The organism is Ensifer sp. SL37, from assembly GCF_026672675.1.
GTDB classification, from domain to species: domain Bacteria; phylum Pseudomonadota; class Alphaproteobacteria; order Rhizobiales; family Rhizobiaceae; genus Ensifer; species Ensifer adhaerens.
On sequence record NZ_JAPPRN010000001.1, the window covers coordinates 704,709 to 728,981 of the forward strand.

Genomic DNA, 24,273 nt, shown 5'->3' on the forward strand with positions numbered 1-24,273 from the left:
GGCTCGGTTCCGCGGTTTTCGAGTGTCAGCGCAGGAGCGGGACTTCGGCCTGGGCCGAAGCGGAGTGCTGCGTCGTCGCGTTCGAGATCGTCACCTTGAGATCGTCGGCCATGAACTGCGTCCCGGCAGCAACGACAAGGTCGCCGACCTCAAGCCCATCGGTGACGCGCACGCCGTCAGCGGTGAAGTCGGAAAGCGTGACGGGACGGCTGCTGACGGTTTCGGTGCCGCGATCGACAACCCAGACGATAGTGTAGCCGTCCTTCTGTGCAAGCGCGCTCAAAGGGACCGAGACGTAAGGCTTGCCGTTGCCGGCCGACGCCTCGACGGTCGCGGTCATGCCGAGCAGAACCCGCGGATCGTTCGGCAGGCTTACCCGCACGGAAAAGGTCCGCGACTGCGGGTCGGCGCTGCCCGCCACCTCGCGTACCGTGCCGTCAAGCGACAACCCGGTGTCGGACCAGAGCCCGACCTTGACCGGCAAGCCGGTCTTGAAATTGGCGATCTCCGTCTCGGGCACGGCGACCTGCACTTCCTTTTCGCCTTCGACGGCGACAGTCGCGACAGGCGTGCCCGAACCGACGACCTGGCCGACATCGGCATTGATCGTGGTGACGATGCCCGGCCGGTCGGAGACGAGGTTCGTATAGGTCACCTGGTTCTCCGCCTGCGACAGCGCCGACTTCGCAGCGTCGCGCGTCGCCACGGCCTGATTGTAGCTCAGCACCGACTGATCGAACTGGGCCTGCGAGGCAAATTTTCGGGCGAGCAGTTGTTCGGCGCGATCGCGCACCAGCTTGACTGTCTCGACCTGACGCTCGGCCGCTTCCAGATTGGCCGAAGCGCTGCGCACGGCGAGCTCATAATCGGTGGCGTCGACGCGGGCGAGCAGATCGCCGACCTTTACGCGGTCGCCGACATTGACGACCCGCTCGACGATCTTGCCGCTGACGCGGAAGCCGAGGTTCATTTCGGTCCGCGCCCGCACGGAGCCGGAATAGCTGAGCTGGCGGGCCGTGTCGGCCTCAGCAATCTCGACGACCTTGACCGGGCGCACCACCGCAGTGGCTTCGGTCTTTTCCTGCGAGCAGCCGGCCAGTGTCGCCGCGAGCATCGAGAGGAGTGCAGCAGTGGCAAAAAATGAAATACGGCGGCGAAATTCTATGAGCTTAAACATGTTCGCACTCCCAAAACAGGCTGGCGCAGGCCGAAGCCGCGCCGGAAATATTTCTGCTAAATTTTCAATGCGTTGATCGCGAACTCGACCAGCTCTTCCGGGCTTGCGCGGTTCGTCTTGCTCAGACACTGGGCGACCATTTGCGGGTGGCAAAGCGTGACGGTCGCCGCCCCAAAGCAACGGGACGCGGCATCGGCGTCCTGGTCGCGAAACTCGCCCGCGGCAATCCCCTCGCGGATGACGTCGGCGAGGAGCGCGTCGATCCTGTCGATGTGCTTGTCGATGACGTGCCACTCGCGTTCGATGGCAACGATCACCATCTCGTGCACCTTCGTGTCGTCGAGCATCAGTTCGACCGTCATTTTGTGCTGTGCGTGGACGTAGCGGTGCAGGCGCTCGCTCGCGCTCAGCGGCAACTGGCAGATCTCCTGCGCCATCTGGTAGCTGGCCGCGAGCATGCGCGCGCAAAGCGCCTGGTGGATCTCGGTCTTCGAGGCAAAGAAACGATAGATGTTTGCCGGCGACATGCCGAGCTCGCGGGCGATGTCGGCAACATTGGTCTTGCTGTAGCCGAAGTGCCGGAACAGCCCCTCCGCTGCATCGAGGATGCGCGTGATGTTGTCCTGCCGTGTCTGGTCGACGACGATATCGTTGCTCACCGGCATCGCTGGCCTTTCGATTTACGACTGACGAATTTCGTATTTCGTCAGTCGTAAATCGAAACGAGGTGTGCGTCAATGCACAGTCGGGCGTGGTTGATCACGTTTTGAAGAACGAGCGAGACGCCCTCCTCTGACACACGAGGGCCTCCGCGACGCAGACTGCGTGACCGAGTGCAACCGCGGCGCCGTTGACTCGACACGCTATGGTGGTTACTGGCGACTTAACTGCCGTGTTTTCGGATTTCTCTCAAAGGGTTCAGCCATCGATGGCCACAGGTCTCATCGCCCTCCTCGACGACATCACTGCGATCGCCAAGATGGCTGCGGCCTCGCTTGACGACGTTGCCGCCCAGACGGTGAAGGCCAGCACCAAGGCCGCTGGCGTCGTGATCGACGATGCGGCCGTGACGCCACGCTACGTCGTTGGCCTGACGCCGGAACGGGAACTGCCGATCATCGCGCGGATCGCCTTCGGCTCGCTCAAGAACAAGCTGCTCTTCCTTCTGCCGGGAGCCCTTCTGCTCGGCTACTTCGCACCCTGGGCGATAACGCCGCTGCTCATGCTCGGCGGCATCTATCTCTGCTACGAGGGCGCCGAGAAGCTCTATGGTGCCCTCTTCCCCCATGCCGCCCACGCACATGAGGAAGCCGTGCTCGGCGCAACGAGCGATCCGGCAGCGCTCGAAAACGAGAAGGTTGCGGGCGCCATCCGAACCGACTTCATTCTTTCCGCCGAGATCATGGCGCTGACGCTCTCGACCGTTGCCGACGCCAGCATCTACACACAGGCAGCAGTTCTGGCCGGGGTCGGCATCCTCATCACGCTTGCCGTCTACGGAGCGGTCGGCTTGATCGTGAAGGCCGACGACGCCGGCGTCGCGCTTGCCAAAAACCCCGTCGCGCTCCTGCGGCCGCTCGGCCGCGGACTGGTGCTCGGCATGCCCGTGTTCCTCAAGGCTCTCGCCGCCATCGGCACCGCCGCCATGCTGTGGGTCGGGGGCAGCATTCTCGTGCACGGCATGGCGCAACTTGGCGAGGCCAGGCCGGAACATTTCATCCACGACATCTCCGAGCATGTCGCGCAGGCGCTGCAGTTCGCGCCCGGGCTCGTTGGCTGGTTTGCGACCTCGGCACAGCAGGCACTGCTCGCCCTCGTCGTCGGTGCCGTCACGATCGTCGTCTTGGGTAATGTCGTCGCGCCGATCTGGGGGCGTCTGCGCCCGGCAAAGCGCTAAAGGCGTTCGAAAGGTTTTCGGAAAGGAGGCCGCCTCCGGCCTCCTGCCAGTCCGCAATCAAGCTTGCCGGAGCCGTTACCGCTTGTACTTCACCCGCGGCAGCACGCAGAGCATTTCATAAAGCAAGTTCGCCGCGGTGATCGCGGTCGTTCCAGTCGTGTCGAAGGGCGGGCTCACCTCGACGAGATCGGCGCCGACCAGGTTGAGACCGCGGCAGCCGCGGATGATCTCGAGTGCCTGGATGACGGTAAGGCCCCCGATCTCGGGCGTGCCGGTGCCCGGCGCATAGGCCGGATCAAGGCTATCGATGTCGAAGGTCAGGTAGGCCTTGTGGTTGCCGATCTTCGCGCGGATGCCTTCGATCAGCGGCACCAGCGACTTGTGCCAGCATTCCTCGGCCGGGACGACGGTGAAGCCCCTGTCGCGCGACCAGTCGAAATCGTCGGAAGCATAGCCGGTGCCGCGCAGGCCGATCTGGAAGACGAGATTGGGATTGAGGCAGCCGTCCTCATAGGCGCGACGGAACGGCGTGCCGTGCGCGATCTTCTCGCCGAACATCGTGTCGTTGATATCCGCATGCGCATCGACATGGATGAGGGCGACCGGCCCGTGTTTTTCGGCAATCGCCTTCAGGATCGGGTAGCTGATCGTGTGATCGCCGCCGAGGGTCAGCGGGATACAGTCATGCTTAAGGATCTCGCGGATGCCGCGGGTGATGATCTCCATATTGGCCGGCAGGTTGAAGGTGTTGATGGCGATGTCGCCGATATCGGCGACCTGCAGGCTTTCGAACGGGGCGGCGCCGGTCGCCATGTTGTAGGGACGGATCATCACGGATTCCGCGCGGATCTGGCGCGGTCCGTAGCGCGTACCAGACCGGTTGGACGCGCCGATATCCATGGGGATGCCAACGAAGCAGGCGTCGAGGCCTTCAGCCGAGGTCGCGGTGGGAAGACGCATCATCGTGCCGGGGCCGCCGAAGCGGGGCATATCGTTGCCGCCCAGCGGCTGGTTGAATTTTTCGTCCATGGAAGTTCTCCCTTTCTGTCGCCGGAACCCTAGCAGCCATTGCCATCCGAGAAATGCCCTTCGATCGAACGTTACTTCGATCGCGGTCAAACAAACATGCCCGATGCGGCAAAGGCCAGCGTCGATTGCCGTTTACGACGCCGCCGCGTCTCCCACACCTAGCCAAAGGGAGTGTTGCCCTCCAAGGACCGGCCAATCACTTTGGCGAAAACAAAAATACGCTGTTCTTGGGAGGAACCATGCAAAACCTAACCCGCACCGCCCTGCGCTCCATGTTCGCCGCGTCGCTCGCCGCCATCGCGGCCTCAACGACCGCCCAGGCGCAGGACAAGCTGTTCATCTACAATTTCTCCGACTACTTCGCCGAAGACACCGTTTCGAACTTCCAGGCGAAGACCGGCGTTGAAACTCGGGTGGACTTCTACGATTCCCTTGAAGTGCTTGAAACCCGGCTGCTTGCCGGCGGCAGCGGTTTCGACGTCGCCTTCCCGAGCGCCACGGTCGGCGAGCGCCTGATCCAGTCCGGCGCACTGAAGCCGATCGATGTCACAGCGCTCAAGAACTACGGCAATCTCGACAAGGACCTGTTGAAGCTTGTCGCCGAGCACGATCCGGAGAACAAGTATCTCGTTCCCTACATGTGGCTGACGACGGGCGTTGCCTACAACGCCAAGCTGGTCAACGAGCGCCTGCCCGAGGCACCGGTCAATAGCCTCGACATGTTCTTCAAGCCCGAGATCGCCCAGAAATTCCAGGACTGCGGCATCGGCATCGTCGATGCGCCGAACGAGGTGATCCCGATCGCGCTCAACTATCTCGGCCTCGATCCCTATTCCACACAGGCGGAGGATCTCGACAAAGCCAAGGAACTGCTGCTGAAGCTGCGCCCCTTTATCCGGCACATGCAAAGCGGCCAGCTCGTGGCCGACATGGCCTCCGGCCAGCTCTGCCTGGCGCTGATGTGGAGCGGCGACGCCGGCATTGCAGCGGCCCGCGCCGAAGAGGCGGAGACCGGTGTTGCGGTCGCCTACTCGATCCCGAAGGAAGGCACGATCATTTCCTTCGACACGATGGCGATCCCGGCCGACGCACCGGATCCGGAACAGGCGCTGGCTTTCATCGACTATATCCTCGAGCCGAAGACAGTCGCCGCGATCAGCAATCACGTCTTTTACGCCAACGCCAATGCCGCGGCGACGGCAGAGGTCGACGCCGGCATCCGAGACAACCCGAACATCTATCCGCCTGCCGAGGTCCGTTCCAAGCTCTTCGTCGACAAGTCGCTGCCACCGCGCCAGACGCGCGAGCGCACCCGCGTCTGGTCAGCATTCCGGGCCGGCCAATAGGCCAACCGTCAACAGCAGGACCAGATCCCGTGCCATCCTATATTTCGATCGAGAACCTGGCGAAGTCCTATGGCGTCGTCACGGCCGTCAACAACATCAACCTCGGCATCGAGAGGGGCGAATTCTTCTCGCTCCTTGGGCCCTCCGGCTGCGGAAAGTCGACGCTGCTGCGGATGATCGCCGGCTTCGAGACGCCGACCTCGGGCGCGATCAGGCTGGAAGGCGCCGACGTCACCGACGTTCCGGCGCATCGGCGTCCGACCAACATGATGTTTCAGTCCTATGCGCTCTTTCCGCATCTGACCGTCGGCAAGAACATCGCCTTCGGATTGCAGCAGGACGGTCTCGACAAGAGCGAGATCAGGAAGCGGATCGATGAGGTCTCGGAAAAGCTGCAGCTGACCGCACTGCTCGACCGCAAGCCGGCGCAGCTTTCCGGCGGCCAGCGCCAGCGCGTGGCGCTCGCCCGCGCGCTGGTCAAGCGGCCGAAGGTACTGCTGCTTGACGAGCCCTTGGGCGCGCTCGACAAGAACCTGCGCACCGAAACCCAACTCGAACTCGTCCGCCTGCAACGCGAACTCGGCCTCACCTTCATCATCGTCACCCATGATCAGCACGAGGCGATGACCGTTTCCACCCGCATCGCCATAATGAAACAGGGACAGGTGCTGCAGGTCGGCTCACCGTCAGATGTCTACGAGGCGCCGCGGTCCCGCTACGTCGCGAAATTCCTTGGCGAAACCAATGTCTTTGCCGGCGGACGATCGGAACGCGATGGCGAAGAACTGCGGATCGAAAGCGATGAGGCCGGCGGCGGTGTCCGCGCCGCCTTCACCGACCGGGTGGCGCTCGACCGGCCGTTCTGGGTTTCGGTCCGTCCTGAACGGGTAGAGCTTGCAGCTTCGGGCAGCGGCCTCGAAGGCAACGTGGAACAGCTCACCTATACCGGTGTCGAGAGACACTACCGCGTGCGGCTGAAGTCGGGCGCGACGCTCGACGCGCGCCGGGTCAATCTCGGCACCGAGAGCGATCTTCGCGTCGGCGACCGCGTGTTCGCAAGCTGGCCGCCGCAGGCAAGCCGGCTGCTGGCCGAATAGGAGGGCGACCCTTGTCTTCCATCGCCCATTCTTCCGCAGCCGCCCCCTCCGCAAAGGCGAACTGGGGCAAGCGCCTGCTGATCGCCATCCCCTATGCCTGGCTGCTGGTGTTGTTCCTCGCGCCCTTCGCGCTGGTTGCCGGTATCAGCCTTTCGACCGTCCGCCTCGGCATGCCGCCATTCGAGCCGCTGACCGCCTGGGACGGCTCGATGCTGAACCTCAGGCTGAATTTCGAGAATTTCCTCTATGTGCTGACCGACGACACCTATCTTCTGGCGTATCTGACGAGCCTCAAGATCGCGGCGATCTCCACGGCTGCCATGCTCTTCATCGCCTATCCCCTCGCCTATGGCATCGCGTCCTGCTCGCCCTCCTCCAGGTCCCTGCTGGTCTTTCTGGTGATCGTGCCGTTCTGGAGCTCGATGCTGATCCGCGTCTATTCATGGATGAGCATTCTCAGGAACGACGGTCTTTTGAACGCGCTGCTTTTAAAGATCGGGCTGATCAGCGAGCCGCTGCGAATCCTCAACACCGAGACGGCGATCTATATCGGCATCGTCTACACCTACCTGCCCTTCATGGTGCTGCCGATCTATTCGACCTTGAGCAGCGCCGATCGGACTTTGATCGAGGCGGCGCGCGATCTCGGCTGCTCGCGCATCTCCGCCTTCTGGCGGATCACCTTCCCGTTGAGCCTGCCCGGCGTGCTCGCGGGCGGCGCGCTGGTCTTCATCCCGGTCGTCGGTGAATTCGTGATCCCGGATCTCTTGGGTGGCGCCGACACGCAGATGATCGGCCGCGCCATCTGGCTCGAATTCTTCAACAACCGCGACTGGCCGATGGCCGCTGCCGTAACGATCGTCTTGCTCGCTCTGCTGGTCGTACCGATCGTCTATTTCCAGTCGCGCCAATCGCGTGAACAAGGCTGAGGAGCAAGCCATGACAAAACCAAGCTGGTTCAATCGGCTGTCGATCCTGTTCGGTCTTGCCTTCCTCTATCTGCCGATCGTCGTGCTCGTCGTCTACAGCTTCAACGGCTCGAAGCTCGTGACGGTCTGGGGCGGCTTCTCCACCCAATGGTATGCGACTGTTCTCAACAATCCCTCGATCATCGAGGGCGCGAAAGTCAGCTTCCTGGTCGCGGCGGTCTCGGCCACCGCCGCCACCCTCATCGGCACGCTTGCCGCCGTCGTCATGGTGCGGCTGCGTCGCTTCCGTGGCCGGGCACTGCTGAACGGTATGCTGCTCGCCCCGATGGTGATGCCCGAGGTGGTGATGGCCGTGTCGATGCTTCTGATGTTCGTGACGCTCGGGATCGACCGCGGGCCGCTCACCATCACGCTGGCGCACACCACCTTCACGCTCTGTTTTGCGACTGTCGTGCTGCAATCGCGGCTGGTCGAACTCGACCCCTCATTGGAGGAGGCGGCGCGCGATCTCGGCTGCCCTCCGGCAACGGCGTTCGTCAGCGTCGCCTTACCGAACATGATCCCGGCGCTCGTCTCCGCCTGGCTGCTGTCCTTCACCCTGTCGCTGGACGACCTGGTCATCTCGAGCTTCACCACCGGGCCGGGTGCATCGACCCTGCCGATGAAGATCTATTCACAGATCAAGTTCGGCGTGACGCCGGAGATCAACGCGATCTCGACGATTATCCTCGGCATCGTCGTGTTTGGATTGGTGGCCGCTCAACTGGTCTCGCGGCGCTCCGAACAACGGGTGAGCGCCGCTTAACACAAGTCCCAGGAAGGGCGTGAGCCGTTTTTCCTGGCTTGCCACCGCAATGCGCCGGGTCAGTGCGGCCTCAGCGCGCCAGCCGGCGAAAGATACGTGGCCAGCGGATCCTCGAAGGCATTGCTTGCCGAAGATACGGCATCGATAAACAGCGAGAACAATGCCGTCTGCGAAGTGATGTCGAGCTTGGCGTAGAGGTTGCGGCGATGCAGCTTGACGGTCGCCGGCGAGATGCCGAGCTTTTCGGCAGCACCCTTGACCGAGTAACCGCGCAGGATCATCTGCGCCACCTGGCATTCGCGATCGGTCAGCAGGCTGCGGCCAAAGTTGCGCACCGCCTGCGCCAGGGCGCTTTGAAGCGGCGAGCCGTCGTCGCCCAGGCCTTCGGGTCTGAGGTCGCGATAATGCCGAAGCACGGCCATGCTGATGAGCGGCGCCGCATTCTGCAGGAAATCCTGATCTTCGCCGCTGAAGGCCGCGTGCGCATGGCGCCGCGCCAGAGAGATTGCGATCTTCGTGTCGGCATCGATGCCGATGAAGACGTTGAATTCGTCGTGCAGGCCCGAATGCCGGTAGTAGTCGCGGTAGTACTGCGACCGGTCGAAGGACGGATCGATTTGCCGCAGGCGATAAAGCCCGTCGTCGCCATTGTCGAGCGCCAGCCGGTAGAACGGATCCATCCGGTACGGCCCCTGCAGATAGGCGCGAATATCCGACAGCCCCCTGTCCGTGCGCCAGTCGTTAAACAGGATCTTCGGCGCGGCGTCGCGTCGATAGAGGAGCATCAGACCGGCATCGATCGCAATGTGCCGCTTGAGCGAATGTGTCAGCCGGTCCTGGAAATCCGAACGGCCCACCCCCTCCATCAGCGACAGCGCCAGATCGCCTACACCGGACACCTTCTGCGCCGGCGCGCAGACTTTGATGATCGTATCGTCGTTCATATTGTTCTCCTCCAAGCGCAGACTAGGCGAAGGTTGGGTTGGTCGCAAGTAACGGAATTTCACTACGGGATTTCCAAAACTATCTTTTGGCGAACCAAAACAACGGCATAGGTGGCCGACATCCGGCGGGGCAAGGCCTTGCGGCGCGGCACGGATGGCCCGCCTCGGAGCGAACCTAGCCCTTTGGCGTATTCCGAGCAGCGATACCGACGCCTAGAAAAATGATGCAAGCCGCACAGTAGATCCGCGGCAGGCAAGGCGGCACGTGATTGTCGAGACGGCATATTGATCTCGGACATCCTATCGTTCCGTAGAAGAATGAAACAACGAAACCCTGGCGCGCGGCCGATCGACTTGGCGCTCGTCTTTCTGAACTGGAGTGAACATGTCGAAGGTCATCAAACTCGGGCGCGATGGTGTCGGCCTCAACGCGCTTGAAAAATGCAGCGTCGTGCCGCCGGAGGCGATCCTTTCGGGCTTTGCGGACGAGCTCGGCGACGTTCATTTCGAAAGCCCCGACAAGGCCGTCATCATCGGCACGTGGCAGTCGACGCCCTATGCGGAAATGCTCTCCTATCCCGATGGCAATGAATACAGCGTCATCCTCTCTGGCAAGGTCGCGATCACCAACCCGGATGGCTCGGTCGAGACCTTTTCGGCGGGCGAAAGCTACGTGCTTCCAGCCGGCGTCGAAGTGCGTTTCGAAGTGCTGGAGACGATGCGCAAGGTCTACGTCCTCTACACCGCCCCTGCCGCGAAGTGATGTGAGCCGTCCCCATGACCCAGGTAAGAAGCAAAGCCCTTGCAGACGTGACGATGACGCCCTTCTGGCTCGACCGGCCGGATGCGCCCGAGCCGCGAGAGCGACTGACGCGTCATCTGAAGGCCGACCTGCTCGTTGTGGGTGGCGGCTTTACCGGGTTGTGGGGCGCCATCCAGGCAAAGCAGCGCCAGCCCGAGATCGACGTCATTCTGATCGAGAAAGGCTCGGTCGCCAACGGCGCCTCGGGTCGGCCGGGCGGTGTCGTCTCGACCTCGGTCATGCACGGGCTGTCGAACGCCGTGCGCATTTTCCCGAAAGACATCGCAACGCTCGAGAAGCTCGGCCAGGAGAACATGCACGGCTTCCTCAAGACGCTTGAGGAGCATGCGATCGACTGTCATGCCGAGTGGGGCGGGGAGCTAACGGTCGCGGTCGACGACGCCCATATCGAAGCGCTGCACGAGGAGCACGAGCTTCACCTGAAGTACGGCCACCAGGCGGTCTTCCTTGATCAGGGCGCCGTCCGCGCCGAGATCAATTCGCCGCGCTACAAGGCCGGCGTCTGGTCGAAGCATATCTGCGGCACCGTCCACCCTGCCCTGCTCGCCTTCGGACTGAAGCGGGTAGCCCTGACACTCGGCGTACGGATCTTCGAGAACACCGAGCTGACAGGCCTTGAAGACCTCGGCGACCGGATGAAGGCACACGCGGCTTCCGGCAGCGTGACCGCGCCGAAGGTGCTGCTCGCCACCAATGCCTTTGCCGCCGGCCACAGGAAGATCAAAAACAGGGTTGTCGCCGTGCGCGATCGGGTGCTGGCGACAGAGCCCCTGTCAGCGGAGCAGATGGCAGCGATCGGCTGGAGCCATCGTCAGGGTGTTTACGACACTCGCACCCAGATGAACTACATGCGGCTCACCAAGGACAACCGGATCATCTTCGGCGGCCGCCTCGCCTATGCCTTCGCCGGCGATCCGTTTCCGTCGATCGACCGGGAACTCGATACCTATGAGCCCCTTGCCGCCGCTTTCTTCGACACCTTTCCACAGCTCGAAGGCCTGCGCTTCAGCCATGCCTGGAGCGGGCCGATCGACCTCAGCACCCGCATGGCCGTACACTTCCAGCGTTACCATGACGAAAAGGTCGTTTATGCCGGCGGCTATTCTGGCTTCGGCGTCTCGGCCTCACGTTTCGGCGCGCGCATAGCGCTCGATATCCTCGACGGCTCGAAGACCCCGGAGAGCCGGCTGGATTTCGCCACCAGCCTTCCGAATACGATCCCACCCGAGCCGTTCCGCTGGCTCGGCGCCCAGATCACCATGTATGCGCTCGACACCGCCGACAAGTCCGGTGGCTGGCGCAAGCCCTGGCTCAAGATGGTCTCGGCCATGGGCTTCCCGCTCAGTTGAGCATGCGTTTCCCGGCGGCTTCAAAGGGCAAGCGGGGCCGAAACTTTCGGCTCTGCCACCGGGCGATGGCGGTGGCCCATCCAGCCCGGGAGCAACGGTGGTAGTAAATCGTTAACCATGATTAGATAGCCAAAGCTACCCATTCCGCTGGCTGATTCGCGAGCGTTCGTAGCACCGGCGGCACCCATGCGACAAACACCGCTCGCGGTCCTTTCCAAACGCCTCGGCCTTTTCACGGCACTAGCCTCTCTTGCCCTCTCGACGCCGGCGCTTGCCCAGTCCGTTTGGGACGGGGGAGCCGACAACGAATTCGGCAACGGCGCGAACTGGGCGCCGGTCCTGCCCGGCGCGAGCGACGCAGCGGAGGTCAACACCGGCTCTCCGCAGGTCAACGACGGCCGTACGATCCGCCAGCTTGGCGTCGACGGCGGCAATGTCACCATCTCCAACACCGGCGCGCTGACCGTCACCAACGGCAGCACGATCAATTCCGGGAGCGTCAGCATCAACGCGGGCGGCGCACTCACCTCCAATGTCGAGCTGAACGGCGGCAGCCTGTCGATCGATGGGAACCTCAACGGAAGGCTGACGCTGAACAACGGCAACGTGTCGGTGAACGGAACGCTGGACAGCGCCAGCGTCGGCAGCGCCACGTCGCTTTCCAACAACGGCCAAGTTGGTGACGTCAACGTCTCGGCTGGGGGCACTTTCGTGAACAACACCGGCGCCGTCGCCGGCGCGACGGTGAATGCCGGCACCGCCTCCAACGCCGGAACCATGGGCTCGCTGACGAACACCCAGGGGAACTTCACCAACAATACCGGCGGCACGATCACCGGGAAAACGACGGTGGCGGGCGGAACCGTCACCAACAACTTCGTCGTCACCGACGCGGATGTCGCGGCCGCGGCCGCCTTCGTCAACAACGATGGCGCAACGGCGGGCGCGATTACCAATGCGGGCACGGTCTCGAACGCTGGCACCATCGCATCGGTGCGCAACGACGCCGGAAGCTTCACCAACAATTTCGGCGGCGAAGTGACCGGCGAAACCACGGTCTCTGGCGGCGCCGTCACCAACAACGGGACCCTTGGTACGGTCACCGTCGGCGCGGGCGGCACCTTCACGAACACGTCGGGGGCAAGCGCCGGCGCGGTCACCAACAGCGGCGCCGCGTCCAATGCCGGCACGATCGCCGGACTTAACAACACAGCCGGAAACTTCGCCAACAATGCCGGTGGCACAGTCACCGGCAAGACGACGGTTACAGGCGGCACCGTGACGAACAATTTCGTCGTCACCGACGCCGACGTCGCGGCCGCGGCCACCTTCGTCAACAACAGCGGCGCCGTGGCCGCCAACGTCACCAACGCCGGCACCCTGTCCAATGCCGGAACCATCGCTTCCGTGCGCAACGATGGCGGATCCTTCACCAACAACGGCAACGGCACGGTGACCGGAAAGACAACCGTCGCCGGCGGCAGCGTCGTCAACAATGCGGCGCTCGCCGACGTCGAGATCGGTGCCAACGGCACTTTCACCAATAACAGCGGCGCGACTGCCGGGGCAGTTTCCAACGCCGGCACCGGGTCGAACGACGGAACCATCGCTTCGCTCGCAAACAGCGGCGGCCTCTTCCAAAACACCGGCACGATCAGCGGCGCGGCGAACATCACGGGCGGCGCTCTCGTCAACCAGGGCACAGTCGCCGGGACAGTCGAAATCTTCGACGGCGGTCTCTTGTCCGGCAGCGGCATCGTCGGCAGCCTGACGGTCAATGCCGGCGGCGTGGTCTCTCCCGGCCCGGGCATCGCGGTTGCCACCGTCAACGGCGACCTGACGTTCCGTTCGGGCTCGATCTATCAGGTGGATGTGGATGCGGCGGGGCAATCCGACCGCCTGGCCGTTTCGGGCACGCTTTCGCTTGAGGGCGGCAGGCTAGCGGTCCTCGCCGGCAGCGGCGTCTATGACCCGTCGACGAGCTACACGATCGCTTCCGCCGGCACTGTCAGCGGCCGGTTCGATGCGGTGACAAGCAATCTTGCGTTCCTGTCGCCGACGCTGACCTATGGCGCCACCGGCATCGATCTGAGGCTCGACCGGAACGACGTTGCCTTCGCGGACCTCGCAGAAACCGCCAATGGGCGCGCCGCAGCAAGCGCTGTCGAAGCGCTGAGCGTCACGAGCCCGCTCACGCTGGCCGTGCTCTCGCTGGATGATGCAACGGCCGCAAGCGCCTTTTCCCAGCTGAGCGGCGAGGTACACGCCTCAGTCAAGAGCGCGCTGATGTGGGACAGCCGTTTTCCGCGGGACGCCATTCTGGAGCGCGCGGGCTCGACCGTCTCGACCCTTCAGGAAACCGAGGACGCCGTCTTCTGGACGTCGGGTTTTGCAGGCGCGGGCCATTTGTCCGGTGACGGCAACGCAGCCGCTATCGATAACCGCACGGCGGGTATCCTCGTCGGCGCTGATGCGGCGGTTTCCGACGATTGGCGCCTCGGCGGGATCCTCGGCTACAGCCATCTCACCGTTCAGCCGCAGGCGCGTGTCGATGCTTACCATGCGGGCCTCTACGGATATGGGAACATCGGGGCGCTGAACCTTGCAGGCGGCGCGATCTATAGCAACAACGAGGTTTCGTCGGAGCGTGACCTCGCCTTCGGCTCGTTCACAGACCGCCTGACCGCCGACTACGACAGCACTGTTGCCCAGGTGTTCGCCGACCTTTCCTTCACGCTCAGCGCAGACGACATCAGGCTTCAGCCGTTCGCAAACCTGGCCTATGTCTATCTCGATACCGATGCGTTCAAGGAAAACGGTGGTTCGGCGGCGCTCTCGGCAGAAGGTGCCACTGACGACGCCATGCTTACGACCATCGGCGTGCGCTGGTGGGCGAATCTGCCGATAGACCAAATGCCGATCTCAGCCTCCGGCATGCTCGGCTGGCGCCATGCGGAAGGCGACCTTTCGCCGTCCGCGCGCCTTGCCTTTGCCGGTGCCAGCCCCTTCACCATCGCAGGCGTGCCCATCGCGCGCGATGCGCTGGTGGTGGAAGCGGGCATTTCCGCCCGGCTCTCCAAATCCGCGCGGCTGGCAATCACCTATCTCGGCGAATTCGGCGACGGCGCGCGGTCGAGTGCCGGCCGCGCAAACCTGATCGTCGATTTTTGACGCGCATGTCTCCGACCAGGACGTTCAGCAGCCGGTCGCGCTAGCCTCACGGCTGGACCTTGGCGACCGATCCGGCTCCGGCGAAGAGGTCCGGATAGGAGCGTTCCAGCGTTCCGGCGATCGCGGCGGCGAAGCGCTCGTTGGCGATCCGGTTCGGGTGCGCATCCGATGGCGATACCCACAGCGTTTCGGGAACGAGATCCTCGACCGAGGGGCGAAGATCGAGGAAGGGAACCCCCTCGCTTTCGGCGATCTTCTCGACCGCGCCGGTGACTTCCGGGAACGGATACTGCTTGACTTCATGCAGTTCGGGATAGTTGACGAGCACGAGCTTGATGCCACGTTCGCGGCAGAAGCTGATCAGCCGCCGCATGGCATCCTGCCCTTCCGTCCAGCCGGGCTGGTCGTCTTCATAGAGGCCCCGGTAATAGGCCTTCCAGTCCGCCCGGCCGAGGAAGATGCGCGAGATTTTATCGACCGCCGAGGCAAGCACGACATAGGCCTGCGAATACTCGCCCCAGCCGACCTCGTGACGGCGCGGCGTCGGCTCGGCATCGTTGATGAAATAGTTGAGGACGACCACGTCCGGCTTGAGCTCGACGCCCTTGGTCATGAAATAGGCGACGTCCATCTGCGTGTTGTAGTTGCCGACACCGGTGTTGATCACCTCGTATTTCGGCGCCCCCTGGCTGCCGCCGTTGAGGACCGTTTCCAGCAACCTGGAGGGGGTATCTTCCTCTTTCACGCCCCATCCGAAGGTCAGCGAATCCCCGAGCATCATCACCCGCGTCGTCCCGGCGGCAACCGGGCCGATTTCGCGGTTGCGCAGGCCGATCGAGTTGATGCTGACCGGCACACCCATGAAGACGCCGCTCGAATTGGGAATATGCTCGTGGCCGATCGCCGGCTCGGCGCTGACCCGTTTCAGGTCGCGGGCGTATTTCCACATCTCGAGGTCGAAATCCATGCCGTTGTCGAAGACGGTGCGCGCCATGCCTTCAATCATGAGGCCGCAAAGGGCGAGGCTGAAAGCCGTCGCGAGAACCGCAAGCAGGGCTCGCTTGAGAATGGAGGATTTCCGGACGCTGTTTTGTTCCATTTGAACGACACGTGTTGCATTGGAATTCATCGGATCTTCCTTTCAGGTCCGTCGATTACTGTCCGACCTGAGAAAACTTCAGGCAATCTGGCTCCACCGGAGCGGTTTTTGCGAACTGGTGCTCGCCGACCGTCAGGCCCTTGCCGCCGCTCCAATCATTGACCAGCCACTGGTCGATCGCCTCGGCCACAAGAAAATGTCCGAGCGGAGAAAGGTGCTTGTCGCCGATGCCATAGGTTTTCATCGGATCGTTGGCGGAGAGCTTTTCGGTCGGATCGACCACGTACACTCCGGGCGTCGCAGCGGCGAGCGCCTTGATCATTTCGCGCTGCTTTTCCGGCTGCAGGCCGTCGTCGCGACCAACCAGTTCCGCCCAGCCCGGGAGGATGACGACGAGCAGCTCGGCGCCGTTGGCGCGGGCATCGTCGGCAAGCCCGACGAACAGGCGCCGCGTCAGCTCGATCGCATGGCCGATGTCACGCCGGGACGCCCGGTCGCCGACATAGGGTCTGAGCAGGGTCGAATAGAACCAGTTGTAGAGCTTGCTGTTCTGCCACAGGTACAGATGTGCCTGCAAAGCGAGGCTGGGCTTCTTGGTTCCGCTACCGGCCGGCTCGACCGTGATATCGACGGACGAGGGCGTCAGAACCGCACGCTCGGCATTGTCCTCAAGGTCGGTGCTGAGCGAGAGCCCGACGACGACGAGGTTATGAGGGATGCTGTGGCCCTTGTCCTCATAGACCCGGATCTCGTTCGGCTGGCCGTAGCCGCCGGTGCCGTAGTTCTTGAGCAGCAGTTGCGGGTGCCATGCGTTCAGGAGCGAGCTGAAGGTTTCGCTTTCCTTGACGAGCGAGCCGCGCACCATGGAATCGCCGAGGACGAACACCGGCGAACCCGTGCCCGTCGCATTGTCGCGGAAACCGTCGCGGTTGATCTGGACGCGGTTCCAAGGATCGAGCGGGCTGAAACGCTCGAAGTAGCTGTTGCCCGGTATTTCCGTATAGCCGTAGAGCGCGTGCGACTGATGCCGCCCCCGCGGCACGCCGCAATAGACATATTCGCCCTCGCCGACCGGAAGCTGCAGGCTCGGCACCAGACGCAGCAGCAGTTCGCACAGCAGAATGGCGACAAGTCCCGAAACGAGAATTATCAGCCCATCCATGACACCGCCGAAATTGCGCGAACGGCGCATGCGCTGCAGGATTCCGCTCGATTGAGGCTTGTTCTGATCGCTGAAATCCGCAGGCGTCGCCGTCGGATTGTTGTTGTTGAGCGCATCCTGACGTTCGGCTTTTCGGGGCATGTCAGCTGACACCTTGATTGTGCGATCTGTATTGAAGCATTTCGGATGATTGCCGCATCGCCCGGTTCAGGCGCTTCCGGCCTCGCGCCAATAGGACCGTGCCAGGCTGGCGAGATAGGTGGTCGTGCGCCTCGATGTCTTTGCGACGGAGGGACGCTTCGGTTCGTCGGAGCCTGCGTGTTCGCCAGTATCTGCGAGCCGGATGCGCTTGGAGGAATCCGGCCGCAGGAGCTCGATCGGTCGAAGCAGCCCGGGCAAAGTCCCGTAGCCGGTCAACTGATCGCGAAACAGGCTGGTCGCGGCATAGACGACATCCGCCGTCTCGACCGCTTCCCGCACGCGGGCATCATCCGAAATCTTGACGTAAAGCACGCCGGGAATGAAAAGAGGCAACGTCGGCACCACGGGATCCAGGATCCGGTTGACCGCGGCCGGCGTCACCTCGTTTAAAACGAAGACGGTAAGCCGCTTCTGGCTCAAACGATAACCCTTTATGATTATCTCGACCGGAAGCCGACCGTCTGTTTCAGCTATTTCAATAACACTTTGAACATGCATAGTGGCTCTCCGGAACAGAGAAGAACACCGTCAATATCTTCAGAATACGAAAACATGAACTTATTCGTTATATAGCGACATGAGCTTCGGAGGTTTCACTTCTCTGCCGGAGACGCCTTACAATTCCGAACTCTATCCTAGGATTTTCGTTCTGAATATATCCAGATGGATATACTCCGGCCCTGTTTCTTACAGTTCGCTTGCGGCAGAAAGCGCCGGTCGCGGCCTCTCGTCGCTGGCTGGATGTTTTCGAAAGGGGAGGCTCAGGCCAGAAGCAGGGGGCCTGCAAGCGCGGGCGACGCCGTCATAGTGGGCTATTCGGGAGCCGGTTCGCCAGATTGGCCAGCTCGACGCGCGTCGAGATTCCGAGCTTGCTGTAGATGCTGTGGAGATGCAGCTTGACCGTGCCCGGCGATATGCCGAGCCGGGCACCGATCTCCTTGCTGCGGATCCCCGAGGCCGCCAGCCGCGAGACCTCGATCTCGCGCTGTGTCAGGAGGTCGACGCCCCGGGTCTCAACGGCCTCCTGCGCGCGTATCCGCTCGATCGCGGACTTCAGCGCCTGATCCTGGAAATAGGTCTTGCCGCTGGCCACGACATTCATGCAGTCGAGCAGGGTGTCCGGGGCCTGTTCCTTGAGGACGATGCCGTTCACTCCGAGCCGGATCGCTTCGGCAACCTGATCGTCACCGATATCAGCCGTCAGGATGACGATCGCGATCTGCTGTCGGTGGGCGCTGCGCACCCGGCGTATGAATTCGAGCCCGTCCATATGCGGCATGCGAAGATCTGCGACGACGATATCGGCGCCCCGCTCGGACAGAACCTGCAGCGCATCGGTCGCACGCTCGCAGGTCGCCACCACCTCCCAGCCAGGCACGGTCTCGATCAGCCGGCGCAGCCCGTCGAGCACGATCAGATGATCGTCGACGACGACCGCGCGCAACGCTATTGCGGCATTGGCAGCATGACGACCACTCGAGTCCATTCCGCTATCCTTTCGATCGCAAGTTTTCCGCCACGCGCTGCCGCCCGTTCACGCAGGCTCCGCGGTCCGATTTTTTCTCGTTCAAGCTCGGCATGGTCAAGACGCTCACCATAACCGAAGCCGACCCCGTCGTCGTCGATCGTCAGCACGATCGATCCGTTGTCGATGCTGAGCGTGATCCTGACCTTCTGCGCGCCGCCGTGCCTGACCGCGTTGGCGGTCGCTTCGGACGTCATGCGCGCAAGCTCGTAGGTCAGCCCCAGCGGCAGGTCGATGCCGGACGGCGGGTCGAAGGCGATCGAGACGTCGATCTGCCATTGCTGCCGCAGCCGTGCGGCCACCGCTTCCAGTTGACGCTCGAGCTGCATTTCGCCGGTAGCCTGGAGATTGCCACCCGGCTCGAGCGCGCGGATGAAGCCGCGAAGCTCCCGCTGTTCTTCGAGCAGCATCGCCTGGATGGCCTCGAGGCGTTCAGCAAGCACATCCGGCCCCGCATCCTTGAGCTTGCGCAGCGACTGAAGCTGCAGTGCTGTGCCCGCAAGCGCCTGAAGCACCCCGTCGTGAAGGTCGCGGCCGATGCGGATGCGCTCGTCGACGGCCGCCTCGTCACTCAGGCGTCTAACCAGGATCGCCTGTTCGAACAGCGCCTTGATCCTGTCGGCGATGATCTCCGCGATCGCCACGTCATCGAGCGTGAGCGCAGGCGGCTCCAGAACGAAGAGGCGCGCCTGCAGATCGTCGACCTGGAAAAAGGTCGAGACCGCGGCGTTGATGTTGAAAGCTTCCACAAGCGCTGGCGAGATCGGGGGATCGGGATCCGACCATTGATGAAACCGCCCCTCGCCGATATGCACGAGAACGCGACCACGCGCGGCCTCGGTGACAAGCAGGCTGCTGCGCAGCAATTTTTCGTCCGTCCAGGTACCGAAGGCATCGGGCGGCATCTGCATGACCTCGAGTTCGCCTTCGTTCCACAGGGCCGCATAGGTCCAGGGCTCCTCCGCATCGGTCCACAACAAGAGGGCCCGCGGAACCAGCATGACATGGGCGGCATAATCGAGGGCCGCGCGCGCCGGCCACTCGCGTCCCCGCGGCTGGCTCGGTGTTCGCTGCACCAGCCGAAGAAGCTCGGCCCGGACCGCCTCCTGGTGTGCGCCCAGCCAGACGAGCAGCGCAGCCGCAACGAAGATGAAGAGGATCCGCGAGGCGTTCGTCGTCGTATCGGCATCCGGATCGAGCATATCGCCGGCATCGAAGTAACCGAGGTAGAGCAGGGCCGCCAGGCAGACGAGACCGGTGTAGAGCGCCCCGCGCCAGCGCCAGTGCAGCGTCGCGGACAGCAAAGTGAACGGCATCAGCATGAAGAACGGGCTTGCCGGGCCGTCGGTCATCGACATGAAGATCGCAAACGCCGCGACATCGATGATGTGACGCACCAGCGTGCCGCGCACGCGCGAAATCTCCGTGCGCCAGACGAGGAAGGCGGCCGCGATGGCATAGAAGAGATAGCCGATCAGCAGGAAGTAGATGGGCTCTGGCGGCAGCGGCACGTGAACGGAATCGAGCCAGGCGATCCAGACGCTGCCGAGCGCCAGCAGAATGCGCCCGACGGCGATCACCTTGTCGGAACGAGCTCGGAAGGTGTTCGTCCAGACCTTGCGGCCGGACGCCTGGTCCAGATCCATCGGCGCGCCGGCACCGTGTGGTGGAGCGGCCGCCGTCGGGCTCACGCGGCGGGCGCTGAAACGGTTTGACGGCTCTAGCTTCATGCCAAGTCTCCGCTCTGCGCCGCCCCTTTGAAAACAACCCTGCGCGTGACGAGCGAGAATAAATCAAATCGCGGCCACCGACCGTCGCCGACCGCATCTTCGACGACGAGGACGGCACGGCCCTGGCAGCCGCTGCAATCAGCATATTCAAGTGTCGTCAGCATACGCTCGTCTCTTCCAGCGCTCAAATGCATTCGCCACCAGTATAGCCAAGGTTACGCGCGCGCGCCCGGACCACACGAACCTTGCACTGCTGCAGGCAAGCCCTGGAACAGGGCCGACCGGCGGACATCAACCCGAGTATCAGAAGATCGCGCCAAGAATCGTAAGCCGGATATGACCCTCTATATCCATTGGCATATTGACCTACCCCAGTATTTGCCGCTCATATTCTCCCAATATAAATGACTAAAGAGTTTTTCATTCGTCGGCACAATGAAAATTGTGCGTTTTTTAGCTAACCGCTTTGAGGTGGATAGCAATGAGCATTTCTCACGGACCACTGAACGAGAAGCCCCCGGAAGGACCGTCGAACAGAAGTTTCGGCTACACCGTCGGTGGCATCCTTACCCTGATCGCGCTCGTGAAATGGTGGCGGGCTTCCGAGATTACGACCGTAACGGCTGTGCTCGCCCTGATCGGCGTGGTTCTGGTCGTGCTGGCCCTGATCGCGCCTTCGACCCTGACACGCGCCAACCATCTCTGGATGCGGCTCGGCCTTGTGCTGTTCAAGATCGTCAATCCGGTCGTGATGTTCCTGATCTACGTCACGACCTTCGTGCCGATCGGCATTTATCTCAGGCTTCGCGGCAATGACGCGCTGACCGAACAGTTCGACAAGAACGCCAAGACCTACTGGATCGACAAGCCACAGGGCGAAGCAGCCCAGGCAACGATGAAAAACCAGTTCTGAAATTTGAAGAACCTATCCCTTATTGTATCGGACAGAGGACACGAAAATGGACCTTGCTAGGGAACTCCTGTCTTACATGGGCAACCGGAAGAAATACTGGTTGCTGCCGATCCTGGTCATGACGACCATCTTCGGAACCCTGGTGGTACTGACGCAGGGAACGGCCGTCGCCCCCTTCATCTATACGCTGTTCTAGGCGGCACCATCGTGCGTATCCTCGGTATCTCGGCCTTTTACCACGATAGCGCGGCCGCGCTCGTCGAAGACGGGCGCATCGTAGCCGCTGCACAGGAAGAGCGCTTTACGCGCCGGAAACACGACCCCGATTTTCCGGCGCGGGCAATAGAGTACTGCTTGTCGGAAGCAGGCTGCACCATGAACGACATCGACCATGTCGTCTTCTACGAAAAGCCGTTCCTGAAGTTCGAGCGGCTTGTCGAGACCTATCTTGCGACAGTGCCGCACGGCTTCAGTTCGTTTCGCGTGGCGATGCCGGTCTGGATCAAGGAAAAGCTCTTCCAGAAGAAGATGCTGCGCAAGGATCTCGGCAAGCTTGTCGGCAAGAAGGAATGGGATGGCTCGCTGCTTTTCACCGAGCACCACCAGTCCCATGCAGCGAGCGCCTTCTTTCCCTCGCCCTTCGCCTCAGCCGCAGTCCTCACCATGGACGGCGTCGGCGAGTGGTGCACCACATCGCTTGCCCATGGCCATGACAATCGCCTCGACTTCCTGAAGGAGCTGCATTTCCCGCACTCCCTTGGCCTGCTTTATTCGGCCTTTACCTATTACACGGGCTTCAAGGTCAATTCGGGCGAGTACAAGGTGATGGGGCTTGCGCCCTACGGGCGGCCGCGTTTTGCGCAGACGATCCTCGACAACCTGATCGATCTCAAGGACGACGGCTCCTTCCGTCTGGACCAGCACTATTTCGGTTATTGCACGGGCCTGAAGATGACCTCGCCGGCCTTTCACGACCTCTTCGGAGGCGAACCCCGCAAGCCGGAATCGCCGCTGACCCAACGCGAGATGGACCTTGCGGCCTCCGTGCAGGTCGTGACCGAAGAGGCGGTCATGCGGCTCGCCCGCTATGCCCGGCGCCAGACAGGCGAAAAGAACCTCTGCCTTGCCGGTGGCGTCGCGCTCAACTGCGTGGCGAACGGCAAGTTGCTGAAGGCCGGGATCTTCGACGATATCTGGATCCAGCCCGCCGCAGGCGATGCGGGCGGCGCCCTCGGGGCGGCCCTCTCGGTCTGGCACGAATATCTTGGAAGCGCGCGTGTCGTGAAGGACAGCGATTCCATGTCGGGCGGCTATCTGGGACCGGCCTTCGCGCAAGGTGAAGTCGAGCAGCGGCTTGCCAACGCCGGGGCGAACTTCGAGGTCCTCTCGGACGAGGAGATCACCTCCTCCACCGTCTCGGCGCTGACCGAGGAAAAAGCGGTCGGCTGGATGCAGGGGCGGATGGAATTCGGACCGCGGGCTCTCGGCGGACGGTCGATCCTCGGCGACGCCCGTTCGCCGACGATGCAGAAGATGCTCAATCTCAAGGTCAAGTATCGCGAGAGCTTCCGTCCCTTCGCTCCGTCGATCCGGCGTGAAGACCTGTCGGACTGGTTCGATATCGACACCGACAGCCCTTACATGCTGCTTGTCGGCGACGTCCTGGAAAGCCGCCGCCTGCACGCCAATCACCCGCAGGAAAATCTGTTCGGCATCGATCTGCTCAACGTGCCGCGCTCGGAAATACCGGCGGTGACCCATGTCGATTACTCCGCCCGTATCCAGACGGTGCACCGCGAGACCAACCCGCGTTACTGGGAGCTGTTGACCCGGTTCAAGGCGCGCACCGGCTGCCCGGTGCTCGTCAACACCAGCTTCAACGTGCGTGGCGAGCCGATCGTCTGCAATCCCGAAGACGCCTATCGCTGCTTCATGGGAACGGAGATCGAGCGCCTCGTCGTCGGCAATTGCATGCTGAAGAAGGAAAACCAGCCGGAGCACCTGAAGCAGGACTACAAAGAGAACTTCGAGCTCGACTAGAACCGGCCACGTAATCTGTTCCTTCAGAACGCCGGGCCGCAGCAGCGACCCGGCGTTCTAACGTCCGGCACGCAGCCGCGAGGCGCTTCGGCCGGAGGGCGCGACGCCGAACTCGCTCGTCAGCAGCTTGACGAAAAACGGCACCAGCCCCGATTTCGCCCGCGATTTGTCGAAGGCTGCCTGGAATGGCGCCCTGTAGCTGAAGAGGTCCGGGCGGATCGGCCGCAGCAACCCTTCGCTGACATAACGGCTGGCGAAGTGATCGGGCAGATAGCCGAGATAGCGCCCGGAAAGGATCAGCCGCGCCTCCGCTTCCATGTCGCTGACCGTCGCGCGCGGATTGGCGATAGAGAAGATCTTGAGGTCGCGCGCATTCCAGTAGGAGCGACCGATCAGATTGTAGGACCGGATGTCGTCGATTTCGATCGTGCTGTCATCGCGGGAAAACAGCGGGTGCTCGGCCCCGCAATAGAAGCGCTGCGTCTCCTCGTAAAGATCGACATATTCGAGCCCCAGCGTCGTGCGCGGGAAGCTCGCGATCGCGATGTGGAGCTCGCCCGTTATCACGTCGCGCAACAGTTCATGCGGCGGTCGGGTGACGATCGAAAGCGCCACCTCGGGCGCTTCATCCGTCATCCGCGCAAAGACGCGGGTCAGACGGGAGGCCGGGTCGGACAGGGTGTTGTCGATCAGACCAACGGAAAGCGTGCCGTTCAGCCGGTGTTGCAGCCCCTTCATGCGGATATCGAACTGGTCGATCGTGCCGAACAGGCGCTTGGCCTCCTCGTAGACTGCACGCCCCTCCTCGGTAAGACGGAAACCGGACCGGCCCCGCTGGCAGAGGATCAGACCCAGGCGACTTTCCAGCGCCGAGATATGGTTGGAGATCGTCGAGAGCGACAGGTTGAGCTCGCCCTGTGCAGCCGCGAAACCACCCGCCTCCACGATCGTCACGAAGATCCGCAGCAGCCGCACGTCCAACGAGTCCAACGCCATTCCATCGCGTCCTTAGCTTGATAAGCTCCAAAGTGAAGCG

Annotated in this window: 22 protein-coding genes; 11 read left to right on the forward strand and 11 right to left on the reverse strand. The window is 62.6% G+C overall.

The window, feature by feature from the left end:
• Positions 1–25: 25 nt before the first annotated feature.
• Complete coding sequence (locus OVA00_RS03180) at positions 26–1,177, reverse strand: efflux RND transporter periplasmic adaptor subunit (RefSeq protein WP_192356912.1); 1,152 nt, start codon at positions 1,175–1,177, stop codon at positions 26–28.
• Between the two features lie 56 nt (positions 1,178–1,233).
• Complete coding sequence (locus OVA00_RS03185) at positions 1,234–1,842, reverse strand: TetR family transcriptional regulator (protein WP_034789660.1); 609 nt, start codon at positions 1,840–1,842, stop codon at positions 1,234–1,236.
• 263 nt (positions 1,843–2,105) lie between these two features.
• Here OVA00_RS03185 and OVA00_RS03190 point away from each other — a divergent pair, with 263 nt between their 5' ends.
• The gene (locus OVA00_RS03190) at positions 2,106–3,074 is read left to right on the forward strand and encodes a DUF808 domain-containing protein (RefSeq protein ID WP_268087956.1); all 969 of its coding nucleotides are present in this window, start codon (positions 2,106–2,108) and stop codon (positions 3,072–3,074) included.
• 75 nt (positions 3,075–3,149) lie between these two features.
• Here OVA00_RS03190 and speB read toward each other — a convergent pair whose 3' ends face one another.
• Positions 3,150–4,103 carry an agmatinase gene (speB, locus tag OVA00_RS03195; protein WP_268087957.1) on the reverse strand — a complete coding sequence of 318 codons (954 nt, stop codon included), beginning with the start codon at positions 4,101–4,103 and terminating at the stop codon, positions 3,150–3,152.
• A gap of 239 nt (positions 4,104–4,342) precedes the next feature.
• On the opposite strand from speB, the gene OVA00_RS03200 reads away from it, so the two are divergent.
• From OVA00_RS03200 to OVA00_RS03215, 4 genes are read left to right on the forward strand one after another with little or no spacing between them, the layout of a single operon-like run.
• Positions 4,343–5,449, forward strand: a complete 1,107-nt coding sequence (locus OVA00_RS03200) for an extracellular solute-binding protein (RefSeq protein WP_060585636.1) — start codon at positions 4,343–4,345, stop codon at positions 5,447–5,449.
• Positions 5,450–5,478: 29 nt separating this feature from the next.
• Entirely contained in the window at positions 5,479–6,546 is a 1,068-nt protein-coding gene (locus OVA00_RS03205) for an ABC transporter ATP-binding protein (RefSeq protein ID WP_268087958.1), read from the forward strand.
• An 11-nt stretch (positions 6,547–6,557) separates the two neighbouring features.
• A complete protein-coding gene (locus tag OVA00_RS03210; protein ID WP_210333181.1) occupies positions 6,558–7,475 on the forward strand; it encodes an ABC transporter permease subunit in 918 nt (305 codons plus the stop codon).
• A 10-nt stretch (positions 7,476–7,485) separates the two neighbouring features.
• The gene (locus OVA00_RS03215; protein ID WP_268087961.1) at positions 7,486–8,280 is read left to right on the forward strand and encodes an ABC transporter permease; all 795 of its coding nucleotides are present in this window, start codon (positions 7,486–7,488) and stop codon (positions 8,278–8,280) included.
• Positions 8,281–8,339: 59 nt separating this feature from the next.
• Here OVA00_RS03215 and OVA00_RS03220 read toward each other — a convergent pair whose 3' ends face one another.
• Positions 8,340–9,224, reverse strand: a complete 885-nt coding sequence (locus OVA00_RS03220) for a helix-turn-helix transcriptional regulator (protein ID WP_268087962.1) — start codon at positions 9,222–9,224, stop codon at positions 8,340–8,342.
• A 385-nt stretch (positions 9,225–9,609) separates the two neighbouring features.
• Between OVA00_RS03220 and OVA00_RS03225 the strand changes: the two genes are divergently transcribed.
• From OVA00_RS03225 to OVA00_RS03235, 3 genes are all read left to right on the forward strand, one after another.
• Positions 9,610–9,987, forward strand: a complete 378-nt coding sequence (locus tag OVA00_RS03225; protein ID WP_192356918.1) for a cupin domain-containing protein — start codon at positions 9,610–9,612, stop codon at positions 9,985–9,987.
• A 14-nt stretch (positions 9,988–10,001) separates the two neighbouring features.
• A complete protein-coding gene (locus OVA00_RS03230) occupies positions 10,002–11,396 on the forward strand; it encodes an NAD(P)/FAD-dependent oxidoreductase (protein ID WP_268087965.1) in 1,395 nt (464 codons plus the stop codon).
• A 186-nt stretch (positions 11,397–11,582) separates the two neighbouring features.
• Complete coding sequence (locus OVA00_RS03235; RefSeq protein WP_268087967.1) at positions 11,583–14,567, forward strand: autotransporter outer membrane beta-barrel domain-containing protein; 2,985 nt, start codon at positions 11,583–11,585, stop codon at positions 14,565–14,567.
• Positions 14,568–14,613: 46 nt separating this feature from the next.
• Here OVA00_RS03235 and OVA00_RS03240 read toward each other — a convergent pair whose 3' ends face one another.
• The 6 genes from OVA00_RS03240 to OVA00_RS03265 form a co-directional block, all read right to left on the reverse strand.
• Entirely contained in the window at positions 14,614–15,696 is a 1,083-nt protein-coding gene (locus OVA00_RS03240; protein WP_268087969.1) for an SGNH/GDSL hydrolase family protein, read from the reverse strand.
• 25 nt (positions 15,697–15,721) lie between these two features.
• Positions 15,722–16,969, reverse strand: a complete 1,248-nt coding sequence (locus OVA00_RS03245; protein WP_268087970.1) for a hypothetical protein — start codon at positions 16,967–16,969, stop codon at positions 15,722–15,724.
• A 66-nt stretch (positions 16,970–17,035) separates the two neighbouring features.
• Positions 17,036–17,449, reverse strand: coding sequence for a hypothetical protein (locus OVA00_RS03250; RefSeq protein WP_060519282.1), 414 nt, complete (start codon positions 17,447–17,449; stop codon positions 17,036–17,038).
• Between the two features lie 382 nt (positions 17,450–17,831).
• Entirely contained in the window at positions 17,832–18,515 is a 684-nt protein-coding gene (locus OVA00_RS03255; RefSeq protein WP_268087972.1) for a response regulator, read from the reverse strand.
• The gene (locus OVA00_RS03260) at positions 18,476–20,284 is read right to left on the reverse strand and encodes a sensor histidine kinase (RefSeq protein ID WP_268087974.1); all 1,809 of its coding nucleotides are present in this window, start codon (positions 20,282–20,284) and stop codon (positions 18,476–18,478) included. The genes OVA00_RS03255 and OVA00_RS03260 overlap by 40 nt, the downstream gene beginning before the upstream one ends.
• Positions 20,281–20,448: a hypothetical protein gene (locus OVA00_RS03265; RefSeq protein ID WP_156400694.1), complete on the reverse strand. Its 168-nt coding sequence runs from the start codon at positions 20,446–20,448 to the stop codon at positions 20,281–20,283. Before OVA00_RS03265 ends, OVA00_RS03260 begins: the two co-directional genes overlap by 4 nt.
• A 317-nt stretch (positions 20,449–20,765) precedes the next feature.
• On the opposite strand from OVA00_RS03265, the gene OVA00_RS03270 reads away from it, so the two are divergent.
• From OVA00_RS03270 to OVA00_RS03280, 3 genes are read left to right on the forward strand one after another with little or no spacing between them, the layout of a single operon-like run.
• Positions 20,766–21,197, forward strand: a complete 432-nt coding sequence (locus OVA00_RS03270) for an SxtJ family membrane protein (protein ID WP_034789693.1) — start codon at positions 20,766–20,768, stop codon at positions 21,195–21,197.
• Between the two features lie 46 nt (positions 21,198–21,243).
• Positions 21,244–21,393 carry a DUF5989 family protein gene (locus tag OVA00_RS03275; RefSeq protein WP_089043047.1) on the forward strand — a complete coding sequence of 50 codons (150 nt, stop codon included), beginning with the start codon at positions 21,244–21,246 and terminating at the stop codon, positions 21,391–21,393.
• Between the two features lie 11 nt (positions 21,394–21,404).
• On the forward strand, positions 21,405–23,237 hold the full coding sequence (locus OVA00_RS03280) for a carbamoyltransferase family protein (protein ID WP_060528964.1): 1,833 nt from the start codon (positions 21,405–21,407) through the stop codon (positions 23,235–23,237).
• 57 nt (positions 23,238–23,294) lie between these two features.
• Here OVA00_RS03280 and OVA00_RS03285 read toward each other — a convergent pair whose 3' ends face one another.
• Positions 23,295–24,233, reverse strand: a complete 939-nt coding sequence (locus OVA00_RS03285; protein ID WP_060519278.1) for a LysR family transcriptional regulator — start codon at positions 24,231–24,233, stop codon at positions 23,295–23,297.
• Between the last annotated feature and the right edge of the window lie 40 nt (positions 24,234–24,273).

What these genes read in the sequence shown, in the direction of transcription:
- OVA00_RS03180 (WP_192356912.1), bottom strand. Translation starts at nt 1,177, where the DNA reads ATGTTTAAGCTCATAGAATTTCGCCGCCGTATTTCATTTTTTGCCACT.
- OVA00_RS03185 (WP_034789660.1), bottom strand. Translation starts at nt 1,842, where the DNA reads ATGCCGGTGAGCAACGATATCGTCGTCGACCAGACACGGCAGGACAAC.
- OVA00_RS03190 (WP_268087956.1), top strand. Translation starts at nt 2,106, where the DNA reads ATGGCCACAGGTCTCATCGCCCTCCTCGACGACATCACTGCGATCGCC.
- speB (WP_268087957.1), bottom strand. Translation starts at nt 4,103, where the DNA reads ATGGACGAAAAATTCAACCAGCCGCTGGGCGGCAACGATATGCCCCGC.
- OVA00_RS03200 (WP_060585636.1), top strand. Translation starts at nt 4,343, where the DNA reads ATGCAAAACCTAACCCGCACCGCCCTGCGCTCCATGTTCGCCGCGTCG.
- OVA00_RS03215 (WP_268087961.1), top strand. Translation starts at nt 7,486, where the DNA reads ATGACAAAACCAAGCTGGTTCAATCGGCTGTCGATCCTGTTCGGTCTT.
- OVA00_RS03220 (WP_268087962.1), bottom strand. Translation starts at nt 9,224, where the DNA reads ATGAACGACGATACGATCATCAAAGTCTGCGCGCCGGCGCAGAAGGTG.
- OVA00_RS03225 (WP_192356918.1), top strand. Translation starts at nt 9,610, where the DNA reads ATGTCGAAGGTCATCAAACTCGGGCGCGATGGTGTCGGCCTCAACGCG.
- OVA00_RS03230 (WP_268087965.1), top strand. Translation starts at nt 10,002, where the DNA reads ATGACCCAGGTAAGAAGCAAAGCCCTTGCAGACGTGACGATGACGCCC.
- OVA00_RS03235 (WP_268087967.1), top strand. Translation starts at nt 11,583, where the DNA reads ATGCGACAAACACCGCTCGCGGTCCTTTCCAAACGCCTCGGCCTTTTC.
- OVA00_RS03240 (WP_268087969.1), bottom strand. Translation starts at nt 15,696, where the DNA reads ATGAATTCCAATGCAACACGTGTCGTTCAAATGGAACAAAACAGCGTC.
- OVA00_RS03245 (WP_268087970.1), bottom strand. Translation starts at nt 16,969, where the DNA reads ATGCCCCGAAAAGCCGAACGTCAGGATGCGCTCAACAACAACAATCCG.
- OVA00_RS03255 (WP_268087972.1), bottom strand. Translation starts at nt 18,515, where the DNA reads ATGGACTCGAGTGGTCGTCATGCTGCCAATGCCGCAATAGCGTTGCGC.
- OVA00_RS03260 (WP_268087974.1), bottom strand. Translation starts at nt 20,284, where the DNA reads ATGAAGCTAGAGCCGTCAAACCGTTTCAGCGCCCGCCGCGTGAGCCCG.
- OVA00_RS03265 (WP_156400694.1), bottom strand. Translation starts at nt 20,448, where the DNA reads ATGCTGACGACACTTGAATATGCTGATTGCAGCGGCTGCCAGGGCCGT.
- OVA00_RS03270 (WP_034789693.1), top strand. Translation starts at nt 20,766, where the DNA reads ATGAGCATTTCTCACGGACCACTGAACGAGAAGCCCCCGGAAGGACCG.
- OVA00_RS03275 (WP_089043047.1), top strand. Translation starts at nt 21,244, where the DNA reads ATGGACCTTGCTAGGGAACTCCTGTCTTACATGGGCAACCGGAAGAAA.
- OVA00_RS03285 (WP_060519278.1), bottom strand. Translation starts at nt 24,233, where the DNA reads ATGGCGTTGGACTCGTTGGACGTGCGGCTGCTGCGGATCTTCGTGACG.